The following is a 16,642-nucleotide window of genomic DNA, read 5'->3' on the forward strand; positions in this document are numbered from 1 at the left end:
GCCGGCTCAGTCGACCGGCTCGGTGGCGTCCAGGGACGCGAGCAGCGCCTGGACCGGGATGCGCCCGCTCGCGACGAGCTGGGCGCCGTTGCGGCGCAGGGCGGTCGCGAACGGCGCCGCCCAGACGTTCTCGTAGACCAGCACGACCGCGGTCGTGCCGGGCTCGACGGCGCTCGCCGCCTCGTCGAGGTCGTCGCCGTCGAGCAGGCCCGACCGGGCGCCCGCGAACACGGCGAGCTCGGTCGACCCGTCGTCGAGCTCCTCGAGACCCAGGCCGACGACGCTGCCGTCGTCCTCGCGGCGCACGACCACGAGGTCGAGCACCCGGATGATCCCGCGGTCCACGAGGTCGACGAGGTGCGGGAAGGCCTTGTCGCCCGTCGCTCGGTCGGTCGGCAGCTCGATGACCAGGAAGTCGATCGGTCCGCTCTCCTGGAGGTCACCGAGCTCGTCCGCGAGCCGGTCGTCGGTCCCTTGCGTCATCGTCTCGTCCTCTCGCCCCTGCCCGCGTGGTCCGCGGGCCAGTCCTCAGGTTTGCCTCCGTGTCCCGACGCGTCCTCACCCCGTGGGTGTGAGATCGCGCGGTGCGCCTCTCGTCCGGCGCTGCCCGCGGGCGGCAGGTACTCCACGTGCACGGCGTCGATGCGCCCGTCGAGCGCGAACGGCATGCGGTCCGCGTAGGCGCGCGAGACCGGTCCGCCGTACGCCCGCCCGACGTCGAGGCAGTCGTTCGCGGAGAACAGCAGCGCCGCGCTCACGGGTACCGTCCCCGTCCCGACCTCCTCGCCGTCGACCCGCAGCACGACCCGGAGCGGGCCTCCCGGCCGGGGCTCCACGTACGTCGTCTCGATCTCCACGACGTGGTCCCCCGCCGCGAGCGGTGAGGCCGACCGGACGACGGTCCGCTGGATCAGGAAGAGGTTGTACTCGTAGGTGAGGACGCCGTCGAGCAGGAAGCACGTGAGACCACCTCCCGAGCCGCCGAGCTTGTAGAGCACGCCGTCCGCGGCATCGGGCACGGTGAGGCGGATCTCGACCAGGTTGGGCCGGTTGCCGAGCGCCGGGGCGCAGAACTCCGGGACGCGCACCGTGTCTCCCGCGAAGTCCCACGCCGTGTACGGCGGGCTGATCCGGTCCTCGGGGTGCATGGCGACCACCCAGAGGCCGCCGCCGACGGGCAGCACGTCGTTGCGCGCCGCCTCGATCGCGAAGAGCTCCCTGAGCTCGGCGAGCTTCTCCGGGTGCTCGGCGGCGAGGTCGTGCGCCTGGCTCCAGTCCTCGTCGAGGTGGTACAGCTCCCACGGGTCGTGGTCCGGGGTCCAGGTGTGGATCCCGGGCGGCATCCCCTGCACCCACGGAAGCCGTGGGCCGGTCGCCGAGGCCATCCAGCCGTCGGCGTAGATCGAGCGGCTGCCCATGATCTCGAAGTACTGCGTCCGACGGCGGCCCTCGGCCCCGGCGTCGTCGATCGAGTAGGCGAAGCTCGTCCCGTCGATCGGGTCCTGCGGGACGCCGTTCACCGTCTCGGGGTGGGAGATGCCGAGGATCTCGTAGAGCGTCGGCACGAGGTCGACGACGTGGTGGAACTGCGTGCGCGGCACCGGGTCGGGCTCGATGCGCCCCGGCCAGCTCACGAACATCGGGTTCCGCGTGCCCCCGAGGTGGGACGCGAGGAGCTTCATGCCCTGGTAGGGCGACGACCCGGCCCACGCCCACGCCGCGTGGTACTGGTTGTCCGTCGCGGGCGTGCCGAGCGCGTCGAGCCCGCCGAGCTCCTCGAGCGCCGCGATGTGCTGCTCGACGGTCGACGGGATCCCGTTCTGGGCGAGCAGCTCGCTGATCGTCCCGTTCTGCCCCTCGCCCGACGAGCCGTTGTCGCCCCAGACGTAGACGACGATCGTGTCGTCGCCGTAGCCGAGCCGCTCGACCTCGTCGAGCAGGCGCCCGGCCTGCACGTCGGCGTGCTCGCCGAACCCCGCCGCGACCTCCATGAGCCGCGCCTGGAACGCCTTCTGGTCGTCGGGGATCTCGTCCCACCCGGCGAGGCTCTCGGGCCGGGGCGTGAGCTCGGCGTCCTCGGGCACCCAGCCCGCCGCCTTCGCGCCCGCGAGCGCCCGCTCCCGGTAGACGTCCCACCCGTCGTCGAACGCCCCGGCGTACCTGTCCGCCCACTCCTTCATGACGTGGTGCGGCCCGTGCAGCGCGCCGGTCGCCCAGTAGACGAAGAACGGCTTGTCCGGCGCGTTCGCCTTGTGCTCGCGCAGCCAGCGCATCGCGTCGTCGGCGATGTCCTCGCTGAGGTGGTACCCCTCCTCCGGGGTCTTCGGCGGCAGCGTCGGGACCGTGTTGCGGACGAGGTGCGGCTCGTACTGCGACGCCTCGCCCGCGAGGAAGCCGTAGAAGTACTCGAACCCGTACCCGGTGGGCCACCGGTCGAACGGGCCGGACGACGTCGTCTCCTCCGCCGGCGTGTTGTGCCACTTGCCCCACGCGCCCGTCGCGTAGCCGTACTGGCGCAGCACCTCGGCGATCGTCGCGCTGCTCTTCGGGATGTGGCCTGAGTACCCGTCCCAGTCGTTCGCGAGCTCGGCGATCTGCCCGTTGCCGACGCGGTGGTGGTTGCGCCCGGTGAGCAGGGAAGCGCGGGTCGGGGAGCACATCGCGGTCGTGTGGAACCGGTTGTACCCGATGCCGTTCGCACGGACCCGGTCGAGCGTCGGGGTGCGCACGGCGCCGCCGAGCGTCGTGGGGAGCGCGGGACCGGCGTCGTCGATGAGGATCACGACGATGTTCGGCGCGTCCGCCGGCAGGTGTCGCTCGGGTGGTCGCGGGGAGTACGTGGACTCCTGGATCGTCCGTCCGGCGACGCTCCCGGAGCGACGCGGCGGGAAGGGCAGGGACCGCTCTGCGGGCAGCGGCGGTCCGACGACCGTCCGTCGGGGCTCGTCACTCATCGTGCCTCTCCTGTCTGTCCAGGACCTCACGGGCGGCGCGGGCACGGCCTCGCCGACGACGCGTCGACCGTAGGTCCGCCGCCGCCGGGAGGGCATCACGCAGATCGCGCGAACGGCGCCGCGGTGGTTCGCCCCGGCACCGGGCGGCGGTCAGCTTCCGAGCAGACCGAGCGTGACGGCGCGCTCGACGGCGGCGCCGCGGGTCGTGGCGCCGAGCTTGCGGTAGATCGCGCCGACCTGCGTGCTCACGGTGTTCCGGGAGACGAAGAGCCGGCGGCCGATCTCCGCCATCGTGAGGTGGGTCTGCAGGTAGGGCAGCAGCCGGAGCTCGGCCGGGGTGAGCGGCGGGGCGCCGCGCGTCGCCGCGACGGTCTCGAGGCGGGCCCGGAAGGCTGTGACCTCGCCCGCCAGCAGCCCGACGCGCGGGCGGCGGCGCAGCACCTCGGCCGCCTCGGCGGCGAGGTGCGCCGCCGTCGTGCGGTCGCCGAGGGCGAGGCACGCGTAGCCGAGCTGGAGCCGGACGCGCAGCGCGAGGAACGGCATGACGTACGTGCAGGGCACCCGGGCGCGCATCCCGCGCGCGACGAACCGCTCCGCCGCCGTGCGCTCGCCGCGGTGGGCGGCGACGCGGGCGCGCACGGCCAGCGCGATGGCGGTCGTGGAGTAGCCCTCCATGTGGTGGTCGTCGACCGTGTCGACCGCGGCGCGCGCGTGGCTCTGCGCGTCGTCCCACCGCCCGTCGTCCAGCGCGAGGACGGCGAGCTCCGCCTCGCTGAGCAGCACCGAGTCCGGGTTCCCCGCCTCGGCGCCGCAGGCCACGGCCTCGACGAACGCCTCGCGCGCCGCGTCCCGGTCGCCCACCATCAGGTGGGCCGAGCCCAGGAGGTGGAGCGCCTGGTCGCGCCACGAGCTCCACACGGGCTCGTGCTCGACGGCGTAGGCCGCGCACGCGAGGGACGCCTCCGGGCCGTCGAGGCACATGGCCGCCCGCACCTGGCACCGGGCGGACTCGAGCGCGACGCGGTCCTCCTCGGGGAAGAGGGAGGCGTCGAAACCCTCCAGGACGGCAGCCCACCGCTCGGCCGTCGAGGACTCGCCGAGCAGCAGCGCGCGCCACGCGGCGACGACCGTGAGCTCGGGGAGCGCCTCGACCACGGCCTCGCCGAGGGTGTCGAGCCAGCGCGTCACGACGGCCACCCCGCCCTCCTGGTACGTCGGCAGCGCGAGGCGCCCGACGAGGACCGCCGCCTCCTCCACGTCGCCTGCCGCGAGCAGGTGCTCGACCGCCCGGGCCTCCAGCCCCTCCTCGACGTGCCAGGCGGCGGCGCGGCGGTGGAGCGGCGCGACGGCGGCGGGCTCGACCCGGTCGAGCTCCGCGAGCAGGAACTCGCGGAACAGCGCGTGGTAGCGGAACCAGCCGCGGTGGTGGTCGAGCGGGACGAGGAACAGGTTCGCGTCCTCCAGCTCGCGCAGCCGCTCCGCGGCGTCGGAGGTGCCGAGCACGGCGTCGCACGTCGCCGCCGAGAGCTGGTCGAGCACGGCCGTGGCGCGCAGGAAGTGCTGCGTCCGCGCGGGGAGGAGGGTCATGCACTCGCGGTACAGGTAGTCGGCGACGAACCGGTCGGTCCCCATGAGGGACGCCGGGTCCTCGCCGTCGCGCACGAGCAGCGCGCAGAGGAAGACGCCCGTCGGCCAGCCCTCGCACCGCTCGACCACGCGGTCCAGCGCCTCGCCCTGCTCGACCCCCGCGGCGCGGAAGATCTCGCGCGCGCCGGCCGCGTCGACCCGCAGGTCGTCGGGGCCGATCTCGACGAGGTCACCCTCCACGCGCCGCCGCGCGTCGTGCCCGGGCGCGCGACGGCTCGCGAGCACGACCTGCGACCCCGGCGGGACGCCGCCGAGCACGATCTCGAGCGCGTCCCGGCAGGCCTCCGACCCCGCCTCGTGCAGGTCGTCGACGAACAGCACGAACGGCGTGCGCGTACGGGCCAGCGCCGACGCGAGCAGGGGTGCGGACCTCCCGAGCATCGCCGCGCCCGTGCCGCGCATCTCCGCCGCGACGGCCCCGACGTCGGACGAGAACGGGGTGCAGGCGAGCGCGAGGAGGGTGAGGAGGGCGCCGGGGTCGTCGTCGAGCCGATCGAGGCCGACCCACGCGACCGCGCGGTCCTCGACGCTCGCCCACTCCGCGAGCATGGTCGTCTTGCCGTAGCCCGGCGGAGCCGTCACCACGACGAGCCGCGCGCCGTCCCGCCGCGCCCGGTCGACGAGAGCGCGCCGGGAGACCGCGCCCCGGCGCGGCGCCGGCGGCTCGACCTTGCCCGCGAGCAGCGCCGTGCTGAGATCCGGTCGCGCGGTGACCGCCTGACGGCTCCCGTCGGACACTCCAGCAGACTAGGAGCGGCCCGCCGGGCCCTCAACCGGGACCGGGGAAATCACCCGGTACGCCCGGCGTCGTCCGGGGGGTCCCGACGGGCATGCCGGACCCGGCAGGTTCGTCGTCCCATCCCTCGACGGGTTCGAGGCCGAGCGCGAGCGCGACCCGAGGTGCCGCCGCCACCACGCGCGGCAGCCCGACGAGGGGGACCACCGCCGCGAGCACCCCGACCACCTCGGCGGCGTCGACGCCGGCCTCGACCGCCGCGTCGATCTCGGCGCCGTACGTGGGGACCGGCGCCCCGACCGCGACGGTGGCCGCGATCCGCACGAGGGCGCGCTCCCGCCTGGAGAGCGCGTCGTCACCCAGCCCGGCGCCGTCGGCGAGGCGCTCCTCGTTGATCGTGAGCCGCCGGAGCACTTCCGCGTGGTCCACGCCGACCACCCCACCTTTCCGACGCGGGCCCGGTCCGGGCCGGCGGGCCCGGGCCTGTCCCCCTGCCCGATCGCCCTTCCCCGCCAGCATGACGACGGCACGGCGCGGGGTCGTCACACAGAACGCATGACGGCCACGAGGGGTGGGACCGGTCCTCGCCTCGCGGCGGTGTCGCGGTGGTCAGGCCGACGCGTAGTGCGCGGCGAGCAGGTCGTAGCCGTCCCAGACGTCGTCCCAGGATCGCCCGTCGGCGTAGCGGTCGAGCGTGTCGAGGATGACGTGCCAGCCGATCGTGAACTCGGTGGCCGGCTCGCGGAGCACCTCGCGGTGCGTGAGGTGCAGCCGCGTCCCGGACCCCGAGGGCTCGAGGTGCCAGGTGACGGCCGAGACCGGCAGCCCTTCCCAGCGCCAGGTGTGCTCCAGCTCTGCGGTGGGGTCGGACGCGCTCGGGGCGCGCACCGAGGTCACCTCGCCCGTCGCGGACCCCTCCTCGCCGAAGTCGTAGCGGACCTCGCCCCCGACGCGCGGATCGATGCGGCTGCCGGGCATCCAGACCCCCAGCTTCTCCGGATCGGTCAGGGCGGCCCAGACGCGGTCCACCGGATGATCGAGGACACGGTCGAACCGGATGCGGAAGGTCCCGTCCGTGCCGATGCCGAGCGTCCCGGCACCCGTGGGTGTCGTCGTCATATCTCTCCTTCGTCCAGTGCCGACTCCAGGGAGTCGAGCACGCGTTCCCAGCGCGATGCCTGGGCGGTGAGCCAGTCGCCGGCCTCGGTCAACGCCTCCGGGCGCAGCGAGTAGATGCGGCGCGTCCCCGCCCGCCGCACGTCGAGCACCCCGCCGCCGACGAGGATGCCGAGGTGCTGGGAGACGGCGGGTCTGCTCGAGTCGAAGTGCACGGCGATCTCGCCCGCGCTGAGCGGGCCCCCGGCCAGGAGCTCCACCACGCGGCGTCGGCTGGGATCTGCGAGGACGTCGAGCGCGGACATGGCCACAGCGTAAGCGGATGCTTACAGATGTGCCACCCCTCGCGTCCGCGCTGGTTGCGAGCGAGCCGCCGACGGCCCAGCCTGGAGAAGGTCCGGGACCGGGCCGACGGCGGCCCAGCCGGGAGCGGGCCGTCGCGACGTCGACCGAGGAGGCCGCATGACCAGCACCCGCCCTGCTCCCGAGGCGGAGCCGTCACCCGGTGACCGTCCCGCGCCCGACGCCGACGTCAAGCCCGGCTCCCCCACCGACCTGCACCGGCCGTCGTGGGGGTTCGCCCTCAAGGGCGCGGTGCGCGAGTTCATGGACGACCAGTGCACCGACCTCGCGGCGGCGCTGACGTACTACGCCGTGCTCGCGGCGGCGCCCGCGCTCCTCGCGCTCGTGTCGATCCTCGGGCTCGTCGGCGACGGCGAGAAGGCGGTCGACTCGGTCCTCACGAGCGTCGAGGGCGTGGTGCCCTCGACGACCCTCGACATGATCCGGCCGCTCGTCGAGCAGGCCGCGAACACCGACCGCGCGGGGTTCGCGCTCGTCATCGGTGTCGTGCTGGCCCTGTGGTCCGCGTCGGGGTACGTGGGGGCGTTCAGCCGGTCCATGAACCGCATCTACGAGGTCGAGGAGGGCCGCCCGATCTGGAAGCTGCGGCCGGTGATGCTCGGCGTGACGGTCGTCGTGGTGGTCCTCGCGGCGCTCGTCGTCGCGAGCCTCGTGCTCTCGGGCCCGATCGCCCGGCAGGTCGGCGAGCTCGTCGGGCTCGGGGACACGGCGATCGCCGTCTGGCAGGTCGCCAAGTGGCCGGTCGCGATCCTGCTCGTGGTGGTCCTCGTGGCACTGCTGTTCCACCTCACGCCCAACGTGAAGCAGCCACGGTTTCGGTGGGTCAGCCCGGGCGCGCTCCTCGCGATCCTCGTGTGGGCGCTCGCCTCCGCGGCGTTCGGGCTCTACCTGGGCAGCGGCCTCAGCAGCTACGGCGCGACGTACGGGACCCTGGCCGGCGTCATCATCTTCCTGCTGTGGCTGTGGATCACGAACCTCGCCCTGCTGCTCGGCGCCGAGCTCGACGCGGAGGTCGAGCGCAGCCGCGAGCTCCAGGGCGGGATCCCCGCGGAGGAACGCCTCCAGCTCCCGCCGCGCGACACGAGCGCGAGCGACAAGAAGGCGGCCAAGCGCGAGGAGGCCGTCGCCCAGGCGCGCGCCCTGCGCGAGAGCCGGGGCCGCTCGGCCGACTCGGACGGCTCCGACGACACGGACGGCTCCGACGGCACGGGCTCGGGGACCGGGACGGGACGACGCACGCGCGACGACGCGTCGTGACCCCGGCGCCCTGGGCTACCGGGCGGGTGCCGGGTCGGGGATCTCGTCGGGCCGGTACCGGGGCAGCCGGCTCGCGGGCAGGATCGCCGTCGCGCTGACCCCGGCCAGGACGAGCAGCCCGATCTTCAGGGTGCCCAGGCGCGCCTCCTCGTTGAGCGCGACGGCGGCGTCCACCTGGGCAGGCGTGGCGTCGGTGCCCGCGAGGACCGAGCGCAGGTCGTCGTTGCTCACGAAGTTCACCGTGTCGAGGTCGACCTGGGCGACGAGAGCGGGCGGCAGCTCGGGGTGCTCGACGACGGCGCGCCCGACGCTGAACGACAGGATCGTCACGAGCAGCGCCCCCGCGAGCGCGGTGCCGACCGCCGAGGCGAGGTTCTGCGTCGTGCCGCGGATCGAGCCGACGTCGCCGGCGAGCGTCTTGGGCGCAGCCGTGACGAGCACGTTGAACACGAGCGTCACCAGGGCGCCCTGCCCGACCCCGAAGACGACGAGGCCGAGGATCGTGGGCAGCGTCTCCCAGTTGTTCGTCACGACGAACGACAGCCAGAGCAGCGCGACGGTCGTCAGCGTGAAGCCGAAGACGCCGATCGTGCGCGGCGGGTAGCGCGTGTAGAAGCGCACGACGAGCGTCGCGGTGACGAACACGGTGAGGTTGAACGGCATCATCGCGAGCGCGGTGTCGAACGGCGTCCGACCCTGCACGATCTGGATGTACAGCGGGACGGTGAAGTTCAGCGCGGCCTCGAGCGCCACGACGACGAACATCGCGTAGACCGCCGCGCGCTCGCTGGGGCGAGCGAGGACGGACAGGTCCACGAGCGGCACCTTGCCCGCCGCGGTGCGTCGCCTGGTCCACCAGAAGAACGTCTGCCCGAGCACGACGCCGAGCAGCACGAGCACCGGCGCGGGCGAGACCCCGACGAGGTCGAACGGCGCGCCCGGCGAGGCGAAGAACAGCCCCCAGGCGTTGAGGTTGTTGAACCCGAGGGTGAGCGCGACGACCGCCGCACCGATGAGCACCGCGGCGACGAGGTCGATCCTGATGCCGGGGTCGCCGCCGTCGGACCGCAGCCGGAAGCTGAGGACGAAGACGGCGACGGCGAGCGCCAGCACGATGACGAAGGTGGGTCGCCAGCCGATGAGCGTCCCGAGCGCGCCGCCGATGAAGAACGCGCTCATGCCCGACACCGCGCGGGCCGACCCGAGCGACCCGATCGCCGTCGCCTGCTGGGCTCCGCGGTAGTTCTCCGCGATGAGCGCGACCAGCGCCGGCACGATGATCGCGGCCGAGGCCCCGGCGACGGCCTGGCCCGTGATCGCCCACCCCACGCTCGGGGAGAAGATCATGAGGAGCGCCGACCCGGCGAACGTCGCCACGACGACGCGGAAGATCGCGACCCACCCGACCCGCTGCCCGAGCTTCGCGCCGGTCATGACGAGCGCCGCGACCGCGAGGCCGTAGACGACGATCGTCGAGCTCGCGACGGTCGGCGGGACACCGAAGTCCTCGACCATCCCGCCCAGCGACACGGGCAGCGCCGCGACGTTGAACGACATGAGGACCTGGGCGAGGAAGAGCCCGACCATCGGGACCCACGACGTGCGGTCCTCGGTCGCCGGTGCGGCGGCGTCGTCGACGGCGTCACGAGTGCTCATGAGGTGGGGTCCTTTCTCCCGGTCGGGCGGGCGGTGGTCTCGGGGACGTGCGGGGACGACGCGAAGAGGTTGAGCCCGAGCGTCCGCGACAGGTACGCGGTCGCGCGCTGCCCGCGCACGCTGTTCCCGGCCGGGTCGAGGGGCGGTGAGTACGTACCGATCGCCCCCTTGCCGGGGGCGACGGCGACGATGCCTCCTGCCACGCCGGACTTGGCAGGCAGGCCGATCTCGAACAGCCACTCCCCGGAGCGCTCATACATCCCGGTCGAGGCGAGCACGGCGAGCGTGTCCCGGCACACCTGCGCGGAGACCACGCGCTCTCCGGTGACCGGGTTGACCCCGCCGTCCGCGAGCGTCGCCCCCATGACCGCGAGGTCGCGCGCGCTCACCCGCAGCGCGCACTGCTTGGTGTAGACGTCGACGACCTCCAGCGGGTCGACCTCGATCCGGCCATAGCTCTCCAGGAGCCGCGCGATCGCCTTGTTGCGCATGTTCGTCGCGGACTCCGACCGGTACACGACCCCGTCGAGCTCGAGCGACCGCCCGGCGAACCGGGACAGGCCGGTGCGCACGTTCTCCCACTTCTCGGCGAACGACGCACCCGGCACGAGGGCCGTCGTCGCGAGGGCGCCCGCGTTGACCATGGGGTTGCGCGGGTGGCCGTCGTGGAGCTCGACCGCCATCACCGAGTTGAAGGCGAGCCCCGTGCTGTCCACACCGACCCGTTCGAGCACGTCCTCGTGGCCGTAGGCCTCGCACACCAGCGCGTACACGAACGCCTTGGAGATGGACTGCACGGAGAACTCGACGTCGGCGTCGCCCACGGCGTGGACCGCGCCCCCCGACTCGGCGACGCACACCCCGAACAGCGACCGGTCGGCCTCGGCGAGCACGGGGATGTAGTCGGCGACCGCGCCGTCGTCGTTCCCGCGGTAGCGCTCGTGGGCCGCACGGACGTGCTCCTCGACGCGGTCCCAGCCCGGGAGCGAGCCGGTCGCGACCTCCTGCTCGACATCGTCGACGCCCAGTCCCATCGCGTCCTCTCCGTCCGGATCGTCCGTGCCGACCACGCGCGATGCTGCCACGTCGGTCGGGGTGGCGCAGGGCGAGGCGCGAGGTGGCCGACCCGTCGACCTCTCGCGGTCGACCGCGTCCGCGCCCGGGCGAACGGTCCCGGTCTCCGGGAATCAGGGCTCGTGGCCGCTCAGGAGCGGTAGGACGCCGCGTGCCAGTCGTGGTAGAGCGAGACGTGGGTGTGCTCGGCGCCCGTCTGACGCAGCACCATGTACACGTCCCACCGGAGCTGCTCCTGGCCGAACCTGTCGTCCGTGACCTGGATCCGGGCCAGGTGCTCGTCCGGCATCCCGAGCGCGGTGCCGACGCACTCGACGTCGTCCCAGGTCGGCCCGACCCCCGTCCCGACGGCGTCGAAGTCGATCGACCCGTTGTCGGCGTCGAGGGTCGCCCACGTGCGGGCGAGGCCGCACTCGTCGTAGGCGACCGCCACCGCGTCGATGTTCGGCTGCCGCTCGAGACGTGGCCGCTGGTCGAGGTACGCGAAGACCGCGACCACGCCGACGAGGACGAGCACGAGGACGGCGACGACGAGGAGGACCACGCGGCGTCGTCGTCGGTCCGGGCTCGGGGCGACCGCGACGGGCGCGGTCGGGGACGGGTCGGGCGGCTGCGTCACGGTTCCCCCTGAGGCTCGGTAGCACCGCCGGTCGGCACCGAGCGCCGACCCTATCGCTCCCCCGAGCCTCGCCGTCGGTGGGTCTCGCGCGGGATCTCGCGCACGGGACGGCGCACCTCAGGCGCTCGTGCGGCGGACGACGACGGACGGGAACGTGCGCTCGTCGTCCCGGCGGCGACGGTCCAGGAGCGCCGCCGTGGCGGCGGCCGCGATCCGCTCCACGGGGTGGGTCGCGGTCGTCAGGCCCGGGCCGGCCTGCTCCGCGAACGGCTGGTCGTCGAACCCGGTGACGGCGACGTCGTCGGGCACACGGACGCCGTCCTCCGCGAGCGCGCGCATCGCGCCGACGGCGAGCGTGTCGCTCATCGCGACGAGCGCGTCGACGCCGGGCCAGCGGCGACGAGCCTCGCGCGCCGCCTCCGCGCCCGCGAGGGCCGTGAGGTCGGCGGCCACGACGCGGCGCGGGACGCCGGCGGCGCGCACGACCGCGTCGTACGCCTCGACGGCCCGCTGTGCGCCGGGGAGCCAGCCGGGCCCGGTGAGCATGACGACGTCGCGGCGCCCGTCGGCGAGCACGTGCTCGACGAGCGCGGCGATCCCGGCCGCGGCGTCGACGTCGTACGAGGGCACGCGGCCGTCGGCGGGACCGATCGCCGCCACGCGGGAGAGCAGCGTGCGGGGCACGCTCGCGAGCACCTCGGCCGAGTAGTCGACGAGGAGCACGCCGCCCACGCCCGGGTCGCGCGCGAGCCGGGCCAGCTCGTCGCGCGGGTCGCGCCCGAGCCAGCGCAGGGCGACGCCGACGCCCTGCGTGTCGGCCGCGCGGCTGGCCGCCGCGACGACGCGCGCGACGTAGGGGTCGCCCAGCAGGTCGGCGGACGGCGACCCGACCGCGACCACGACCCGCTCGCCCCGCCCGCTCGCGAGGGACCGCGCGCCGGGGTGCGGCACGTACCCGAGCTCCTCGACGGCGGTGAGGACCGCGCGGCGCGCCGCGTCGGACACGGGACCGGTGCCGCGCACGACGCGCGAGGCCGTGGACCGCGAGACGCGGGCCGCCGCGGCGACGTCGTCGAGCGTGGTGGGCGGCATGGCGATCTCCTGAGCAGGTCCTGTCGGCGGTGACGGGCGGCGCCCGGAGCACCACGCTAACCCGCAGAGGGCGGTCGGTGGAAGCGTTCCCACGCCGGTGTCGGCGCAGGGGTCGTCGCCGAACCCGGGATCGCTCCTCAGGACCACCGAGAGCTGGGGACCGAGCCCGGGTTCGTCGCGCGGTCCCGGCGAGCCGCGAGCCGCAGCGCCACCACGGCGAGGCCCGCGCCGAGCAGCGCGCCGATCGAGTTGGAGAGCCAGTCGTTCGTGTCGCACGACCGCCCGAGCGCCGGGACCAGCGCCTGGAACACCTCGATGAGCGCGGAGGCGACGACGCCGCCGAGGAGCGCGACGAGCGGCCTGCCCAGCGCGACCGCGGCGAGCAGCACCGGCGGCACGAACAGCACGACGTTCGCCAGGAGCTCCACGCGTCCCGGTGTCGGCAGCGACCAGCTCACGGTGCAGACGGCGAAGAGCTCGCGGTCGACCGGCACGAGCGTGAGCAGGAGCACCGGGAGCAGGGAGACGCCGAACAGCACCCACGCGAGCGGACGGCGGCCCGCCAGCCATGCGCCCACGAGCGGTCCGGCGACGGCGAGGACGAGGAGGGCGAGCGGCGACAGCCAGGGGTGCGCGACGAGGAGCGTGGAGATCATGGGGGCGCCAGTCTCGCAGGTCGACGGGTGCGGCTACCGCGTGTCGGCGGGGCACGGTAGACCTGTGCCCATGACGACGACGCCGTCCCCCGAGCCCCTCGCGCCCGACGCCGCTGCCTCCCCCGAGGAATGGTGGATCTGCCGCACGTGCGCGGTCGAGCACGCCGAGCGACCCGACGTGTGCGCCATCTGCGCCGACGAGCGCCAGTGGGTCCCCGCGAGCGGGCAGGCGTGGACCACGCTCGCCGAGCTCGCCGCGGCCGGCGAGCGCCTCGTGCTGGAGGAGCTCGAGCCCGACCTGTTCGGCCTGTCGAGCGAGCCGAGCGTCGGCATCGGGCAGCAGGCCAAGATCGTGCGCACCCCCGCGGGCAACCTGCTCTGGGACCCGCCCGGCTACGTGGACGACGACGCCGTCGCTCGGGTGCGCGCGCTCGGCCCGGTCGTCGCGATCGCCGCGAGCCACCCGCACATGTTCGGCGTCCAGGTCGCGTGGAGCCGCGCCCTCGGCGACGTCCCCGTGCTCGTCGCCGAGGCCGACGCGCACTGGGTCGCGCGCCCCGACCCAGTCATCGAGACCTGGACCGGCGAGCGCGAGGTGCTGCCCGGCGTCGTCCTGTCACAACCAGGCGGCCACTTCCCCGGCAGCGCCGTCGTGCACTGGGCGGCCGGCGCCGAGGGCCGGGGCGTGCTCCTGTCCGGGGACACGATCTTCGCCAACCCCGACCGCACGTCCGTGAGCTTCATGCGCTCCTACCCCAACCGCATCCCGCTGTCCGCCGCCGTCGTGCTGCGCGTCGCCGAGCACGTCGCGCGGCGCCCGTTCGAGCGGCTCTACAACAACTTCGAGGGCGTCGTCCCCGCCGACGCACGGGAGGTCGTGCTTCGCTCCGCGCAGCGCCACGCCGCCTGGGTCCGCGGCGACTTCGACCACCTCACCTGACCGGTCGCCACGAGCATGTCCGCCGTACAGGGTCATGGCACCGTGACAGGGAGGAACGTCATGGCACCGTGACTTCTCGAGCGCTGGGCCAGGAAGGCGGGCGTACGCCCGGGCAACACCCTCGGTCTGATCGCCCATGTCGGCATGGACGTGTCCGGCGGTGCGATCTTCGCACCTGAGGGCGAGATCGTCGACGCGATGTCCCGTCCCGGGACGCTCGTGCCGGCGAGCGAGGCCGACATCGCCGAGCGCCTGCGCCGCGTCCGTCAGGACGAGGCCGCCTGGCAGGACGACGAGGGCGGAGAATCGCCGGATGGCGGACATCGTCGAGCACGACCGAGCCGTACTTCGCCTCGGACACCCTGTTCGTTGTGGTCACCGACCGCTGACCGAGGGCGCGTCCCTGTGGGTGGCCCGCGCGACGATGATGGTATGAGCAGCCACGCGCACGGCATCCACCACTCGATCGACTACGTCGAGCTCCCCGTGACCGACCTCGCGGCGGCGCAGGCGTTCTACGGCGCGGCGTTCGGCTGGGAGTTCGTCCCCTACGGCCCCGGGTACGCGGGCATCCGCACGTCCGCGGAGTCGGGCGCCGACGAGGCGGGCGGTCTGCGGCTCGCCGAGGCGGGCGACGTGTCGCGCGGCGGGCCGTTCGTCCTGATGTTCTCCGCGGACCTCGACGCGACCCTCGCCGCCGTGCAGGGCGCGGGCGGCCGGGTGGTCGAGGGGCCGTACGAGTTCCCCGGCGGTCGGCGCTTCCACTTCCTCGACCCGAGCGGCAACGAGCTGGGGGTCTGGGCGACGGCCTGAGGGCGCCGCCTCACCCGCCGAGCAGGAGCGACACCCCGATCGTCGCCATGACGGCGGCGATCACGCCGTCGAGCACGCGCCACGCGCCGGGACGCGCGAACACGGGTGCGAGCAGGCGTGCCCCGAAGCCGAGCGCGGTGAACCACACGAGGCTCGCGACCATCGCGCCCGCCCCGAAGAGCCATCGCGCGGTGTCGGGGTCGCCCGCTCCGGCGTAGGCGGCGGTTCCCCCGGCGTGCGCGGCGGCGTAGCCCGCCGCGAGCGACCCGAGGAGCAGCACGGTGTCGAGGTAGACGTGCGGGTTGAGCCACGTGAGGGCGAGCGACGTCCCGACGGCGGAGCGCGCGCTCGTCGCGCCGGCGCCCGACGCCGGGTCGAGCCCGCCGGGCCGCAGTGCGCGCCGGGCGGCGAGCGCCCCGAGCGTGAGGAGGAACGCGGCGCCGCCCCAGCGCACCACGGTGAGGAGCGTCGGCGCACCGGTCACGAGCGCGCCGAGCCCCGCCGTCCCCGCGGCGATGAGGACGAGGTCGGAGAGCGCGCAGACGAGCACGACCGGCAGGACGTGCTCGCGGCGCAGCCCCTGGCGCAGCACGAACGCGTTCTGCGCACCGATCGCGACGATGAGGGACAACCCGGCGGCGAGACCGGCGGCGAGGGGCGAGAGAGCGGCGAGCACGTCTCGACGGTAGGGATTCGCCCTGATGAAGGCCAGCGAAAGATTCTGCACTTCCCTAAGATCTACTTCATGGTGGACCTTCAGCCCGACCAGCTCCGCACGCTCGCCACGATCGCCGCCGCCGGGACGTTCGAGGCCGCCGCCCACCGGCTCGGGGTCACCCCGTCCGCCGTGAGCCAGCGCGTGCGCGCGCTCGAGTCCGCGGTGGGTCAGGTGCTCGTGCGGCGCGGGAAGCCCGCCGAGCTGACAGGGCCGGGCGAGGTGCTCGTGCGGCACGCGCGCCACCTCGCGCTCCAGCAGGCCGACGTGCTCGCGGAGCTGGGGATCGGGGCAACGGAGCCGGCGCGCGACCCGTCGACGGACGACGACGGTGCGCCGCTGCCCGAGATCACGCTCGTCGTCTCCGGCGACGCCCTCACGACCTGGGCGCTGCCCGCACTCGTCGAGGCGTCGGGGTGGGCCCGGCTCGAGATCCTGCGAGAGGACGAGGAGCACTCCATCGGCCTGCTGCGTGACGGGACCGCGGTCGCCGCGGTGACGTCGGTCGCGGAGGCCGTCCCCGGCTGCCGCTCGACCCTGCTCGGCCGGATGCGCTACCGCCCCATGGCGAGCCCCGCGTTCGCGGCGCGCTGGTTCCCGGACGGCCCGACCCCCGCCGCGCTCTCCCGTGCGCCCGTCCTCGCGTTCGACCGCAAGGACGACCTGCAGGAGCGCTACCTGCGCGTGCGCGCCCAGGGAGCGGGGGCCTCGGCCGGGACGGCGGCCGGGGTGGCGTTCGACCCGCCCCGCCACCACGTCCCCGCGTCGAACGAGTTCCGCCGCGCGATCGAGCTCGGCATGGGCTGGGGCATGCTCCCCGACCTCCAGAGCGCGCGGGCCGAGCGCGCGGGACGCCTCGTGGGCTTCGACGACGCCCGGGCGGTGGACGTGCCGCAGCACTGGCAGCAGTGGCGGCTGCACTCGACGTCGCTCGACCGCCTCGCGACCGCCGTCGCCCGCGCGGCCCGCGCCGCGCTCGGCGCTCCCTGACGCCGCGACGCCCC

The 16,642-nt window shown here is 74.5% G+C and carries 16 protein-coding genes; 4 read left to right on the top strand and 12 right to left on the bottom strand.

Annotated features, from left to right (window positions below; all coding sequences use genetic code 11):
* Positions 1-6: 6 nt before the first annotated feature.
* The 6 genes from FIC82_RS01465 to FIC82_RS01490 form a co-directional block, all read right to left on the bottom strand.
* Positions 7-483 carry a DUF6325 family protein gene (locus FIC82_RS01465; protein ID WP_154797286.1) on the bottom strand — a complete coding sequence of 159 codons (477 nt, stop codon included), beginning with the start codon at positions 481-483 and terminating at the stop codon, positions 7-9.
* The gene (locus tag FIC82_RS01470) at positions 480-2,954 is read right to left on the bottom strand and encodes a sulfatase-like hydrolase/transferase (protein WP_154797287.1); all 2,475 of its coding nucleotides are present in this window, start codon (positions 2,952-2,954) and stop codon (positions 480-482) included. Before FIC82_RS01470 ends, FIC82_RS01465 begins: the two co-directional genes overlap by 4 nt.
* Before the next feature lie 150 nt (positions 2,955-3,104).
* Positions 3,105-5,339 (bottom strand): winged helix-turn-helix domain-containing protein, encoded by a 2,235-nt coding sequence (locus tag FIC82_RS01475; RefSeq protein WP_154797288.1) that lies wholly within the window; start codon positions 5,337-5,339, stop codon positions 3,105-3,107.
* Positions 5,340-5,370: 31 nt separating this feature from the next.
* Positions 5,371-5,766, bottom strand: coding sequence for a carboxymuconolactone decarboxylase family protein (locus FIC82_RS01480; protein ID WP_168731390.1), 396 nt, complete (start codon positions 5,764-5,766; stop codon positions 5,371-5,373).
* 180 nt (positions 5,767-5,946) lie between these two features.
* On the bottom strand, positions 5,947-6,456 hold the full coding sequence (locus FIC82_RS01485; protein ID WP_154797289.1) for an SRPBCC family protein: 510 nt from the start codon (positions 6,454-6,456) through the stop codon (positions 5,947-5,949).
* Complete coding sequence (locus FIC82_RS01490; RefSeq protein ID WP_154797290.1) at positions 6,453-6,758, bottom strand: ArsR/SmtB family transcription factor; 306 nt, start codon at positions 6,756-6,758, stop codon at positions 6,453-6,455. Before FIC82_RS01490 ends, FIC82_RS01485 begins: the two co-directional genes overlap by 4 nt.
* A 157-nt stretch (positions 6,759-6,915) precedes the next feature.
* On the opposite strand from FIC82_RS01490, the gene FIC82_RS01495 reads away from it, so the two are divergent.
* The gene (locus tag FIC82_RS01495) at positions 6,916-8,073 is read left to right on the top strand and encodes a YihY/virulence factor BrkB family protein (protein WP_154797291.1); all 1,158 of its coding nucleotides are present in this window, start codon (positions 6,916-6,918) and stop codon (positions 8,071-8,073) included.
* Positions 8,074-8,088: 15 nt separating this feature from the next.
* Here FIC82_RS01495 and FIC82_RS01500 read toward each other — a convergent pair whose 3' ends face one another.
* The 5 genes from FIC82_RS01500 to FIC82_RS01520 all read right to left on the bottom strand — a co-directional run bounded on the left by FIC82_RS01500 (position 8,089) and on the right by FIC82_RS01520 (position 13,170).
* The gene (locus FIC82_RS01500) at positions 8,089-9,729 is read right to left on the bottom strand and encodes an MFS transporter (RefSeq protein ID WP_253691327.1); all 1,641 of its coding nucleotides are present in this window, start codon (positions 9,727-9,729) and stop codon (positions 8,089-8,091) included.
* Positions 9,726-10,763 carry a glutaminase A gene (gene glsA, locus FIC82_RS01505; protein WP_154799713.1) on the bottom strand — a complete coding sequence of 346 codons (1,038 nt, stop codon included), beginning with the start codon at positions 10,761-10,763 and terminating at the stop codon, positions 9,726-9,728. Before glsA ends, FIC82_RS01500 begins: the two co-directional genes overlap by 4 nt.
* 170 nt (positions 10,764-10,933) lie before the next feature.
* Positions 10,934-11,422, bottom strand: coding sequence for a hypothetical protein (locus tag FIC82_RS01510; protein ID WP_154797292.1), 489 nt, complete (start codon positions 11,420-11,422; stop codon positions 10,934-10,936).
* A gap of 117 nt (positions 11,423-11,539) precedes the next feature.
* A complete protein-coding gene (locus FIC82_RS01515) occupies positions 11,540-12,514 on the bottom strand; it encodes a LacI family DNA-binding transcriptional regulator (RefSeq protein WP_154797293.1) in 975 nt (324 codons plus the stop codon).
* A gap of 137 nt (positions 12,515-12,651) precedes the next feature.
* Positions 12,652-13,170, bottom strand: a complete 519-nt coding sequence (locus tag FIC82_RS01520) for a VanZ family protein (RefSeq protein ID WP_154797294.1) — start codon at positions 13,168-13,170, stop codon at positions 12,652-12,654.
* Positions 13,171-13,240: 70 nt separating this feature from the next.
* Between FIC82_RS01520 and FIC82_RS01525 the strand changes: the two genes are divergently transcribed.
* Both FIC82_RS01525 and FIC82_RS01530 read left to right on the top strand, forming a co-directional pair.
* Positions 13,241-14,110, top strand: coding sequence for an MBL fold metallo-hydrolase (locus tag FIC82_RS01525; RefSeq protein WP_154797295.1), 870 nt, complete (start codon positions 13,241-13,243; stop codon positions 14,108-14,110).
* Positions 14,111-14,542: 432 nt separating this feature from the next.
* Complete coding sequence (locus FIC82_RS01530; protein WP_154797296.1) at positions 14,543-14,923, top strand: VOC family protein; 381 nt, start codon at positions 14,543-14,545, stop codon at positions 14,921-14,923.
* Positions 14,924-14,933: 10 nt separating this feature from the next.
* Here FIC82_RS01530 and FIC82_RS01535 read toward each other — a convergent pair whose 3' ends face one another.
* Positions 14,934-15,599 carry a LysE/ArgO family amino acid transporter gene (locus FIC82_RS01535; RefSeq protein ID WP_168731391.1) on the bottom strand — a complete coding sequence of 222 codons (666 nt, stop codon included), beginning with the start codon at positions 15,597-15,599 and terminating at the stop codon, positions 14,934-14,936.
* Positions 15,600-15,668: 69 nt separating this feature from the next.
* On the opposite strand from FIC82_RS01535, the gene FIC82_RS01540 reads away from it, so the two are divergent.
* On the top strand, positions 15,669-16,628 hold the full coding sequence (locus FIC82_RS01540; RefSeq protein WP_154797297.1) for an ArgP/LysG family DNA-binding transcriptional regulator: 960 nt from the start codon (positions 15,669-15,671) through the stop codon (positions 16,626-16,628).
* Positions 16,629-16,642 lie beyond the last annotated feature (14 nt).

It is taken from the genome of Cellulosimicrobium protaetiae, from assembly GCF_009708005.2.
In the GTDB taxonomy this organism is placed as follows: Bacteria; Actinomycetota; Actinomycetes; order Actinomycetales; family Cellulomonadaceae; genus Cellulosimicrobium; species Cellulosimicrobium protaetiae.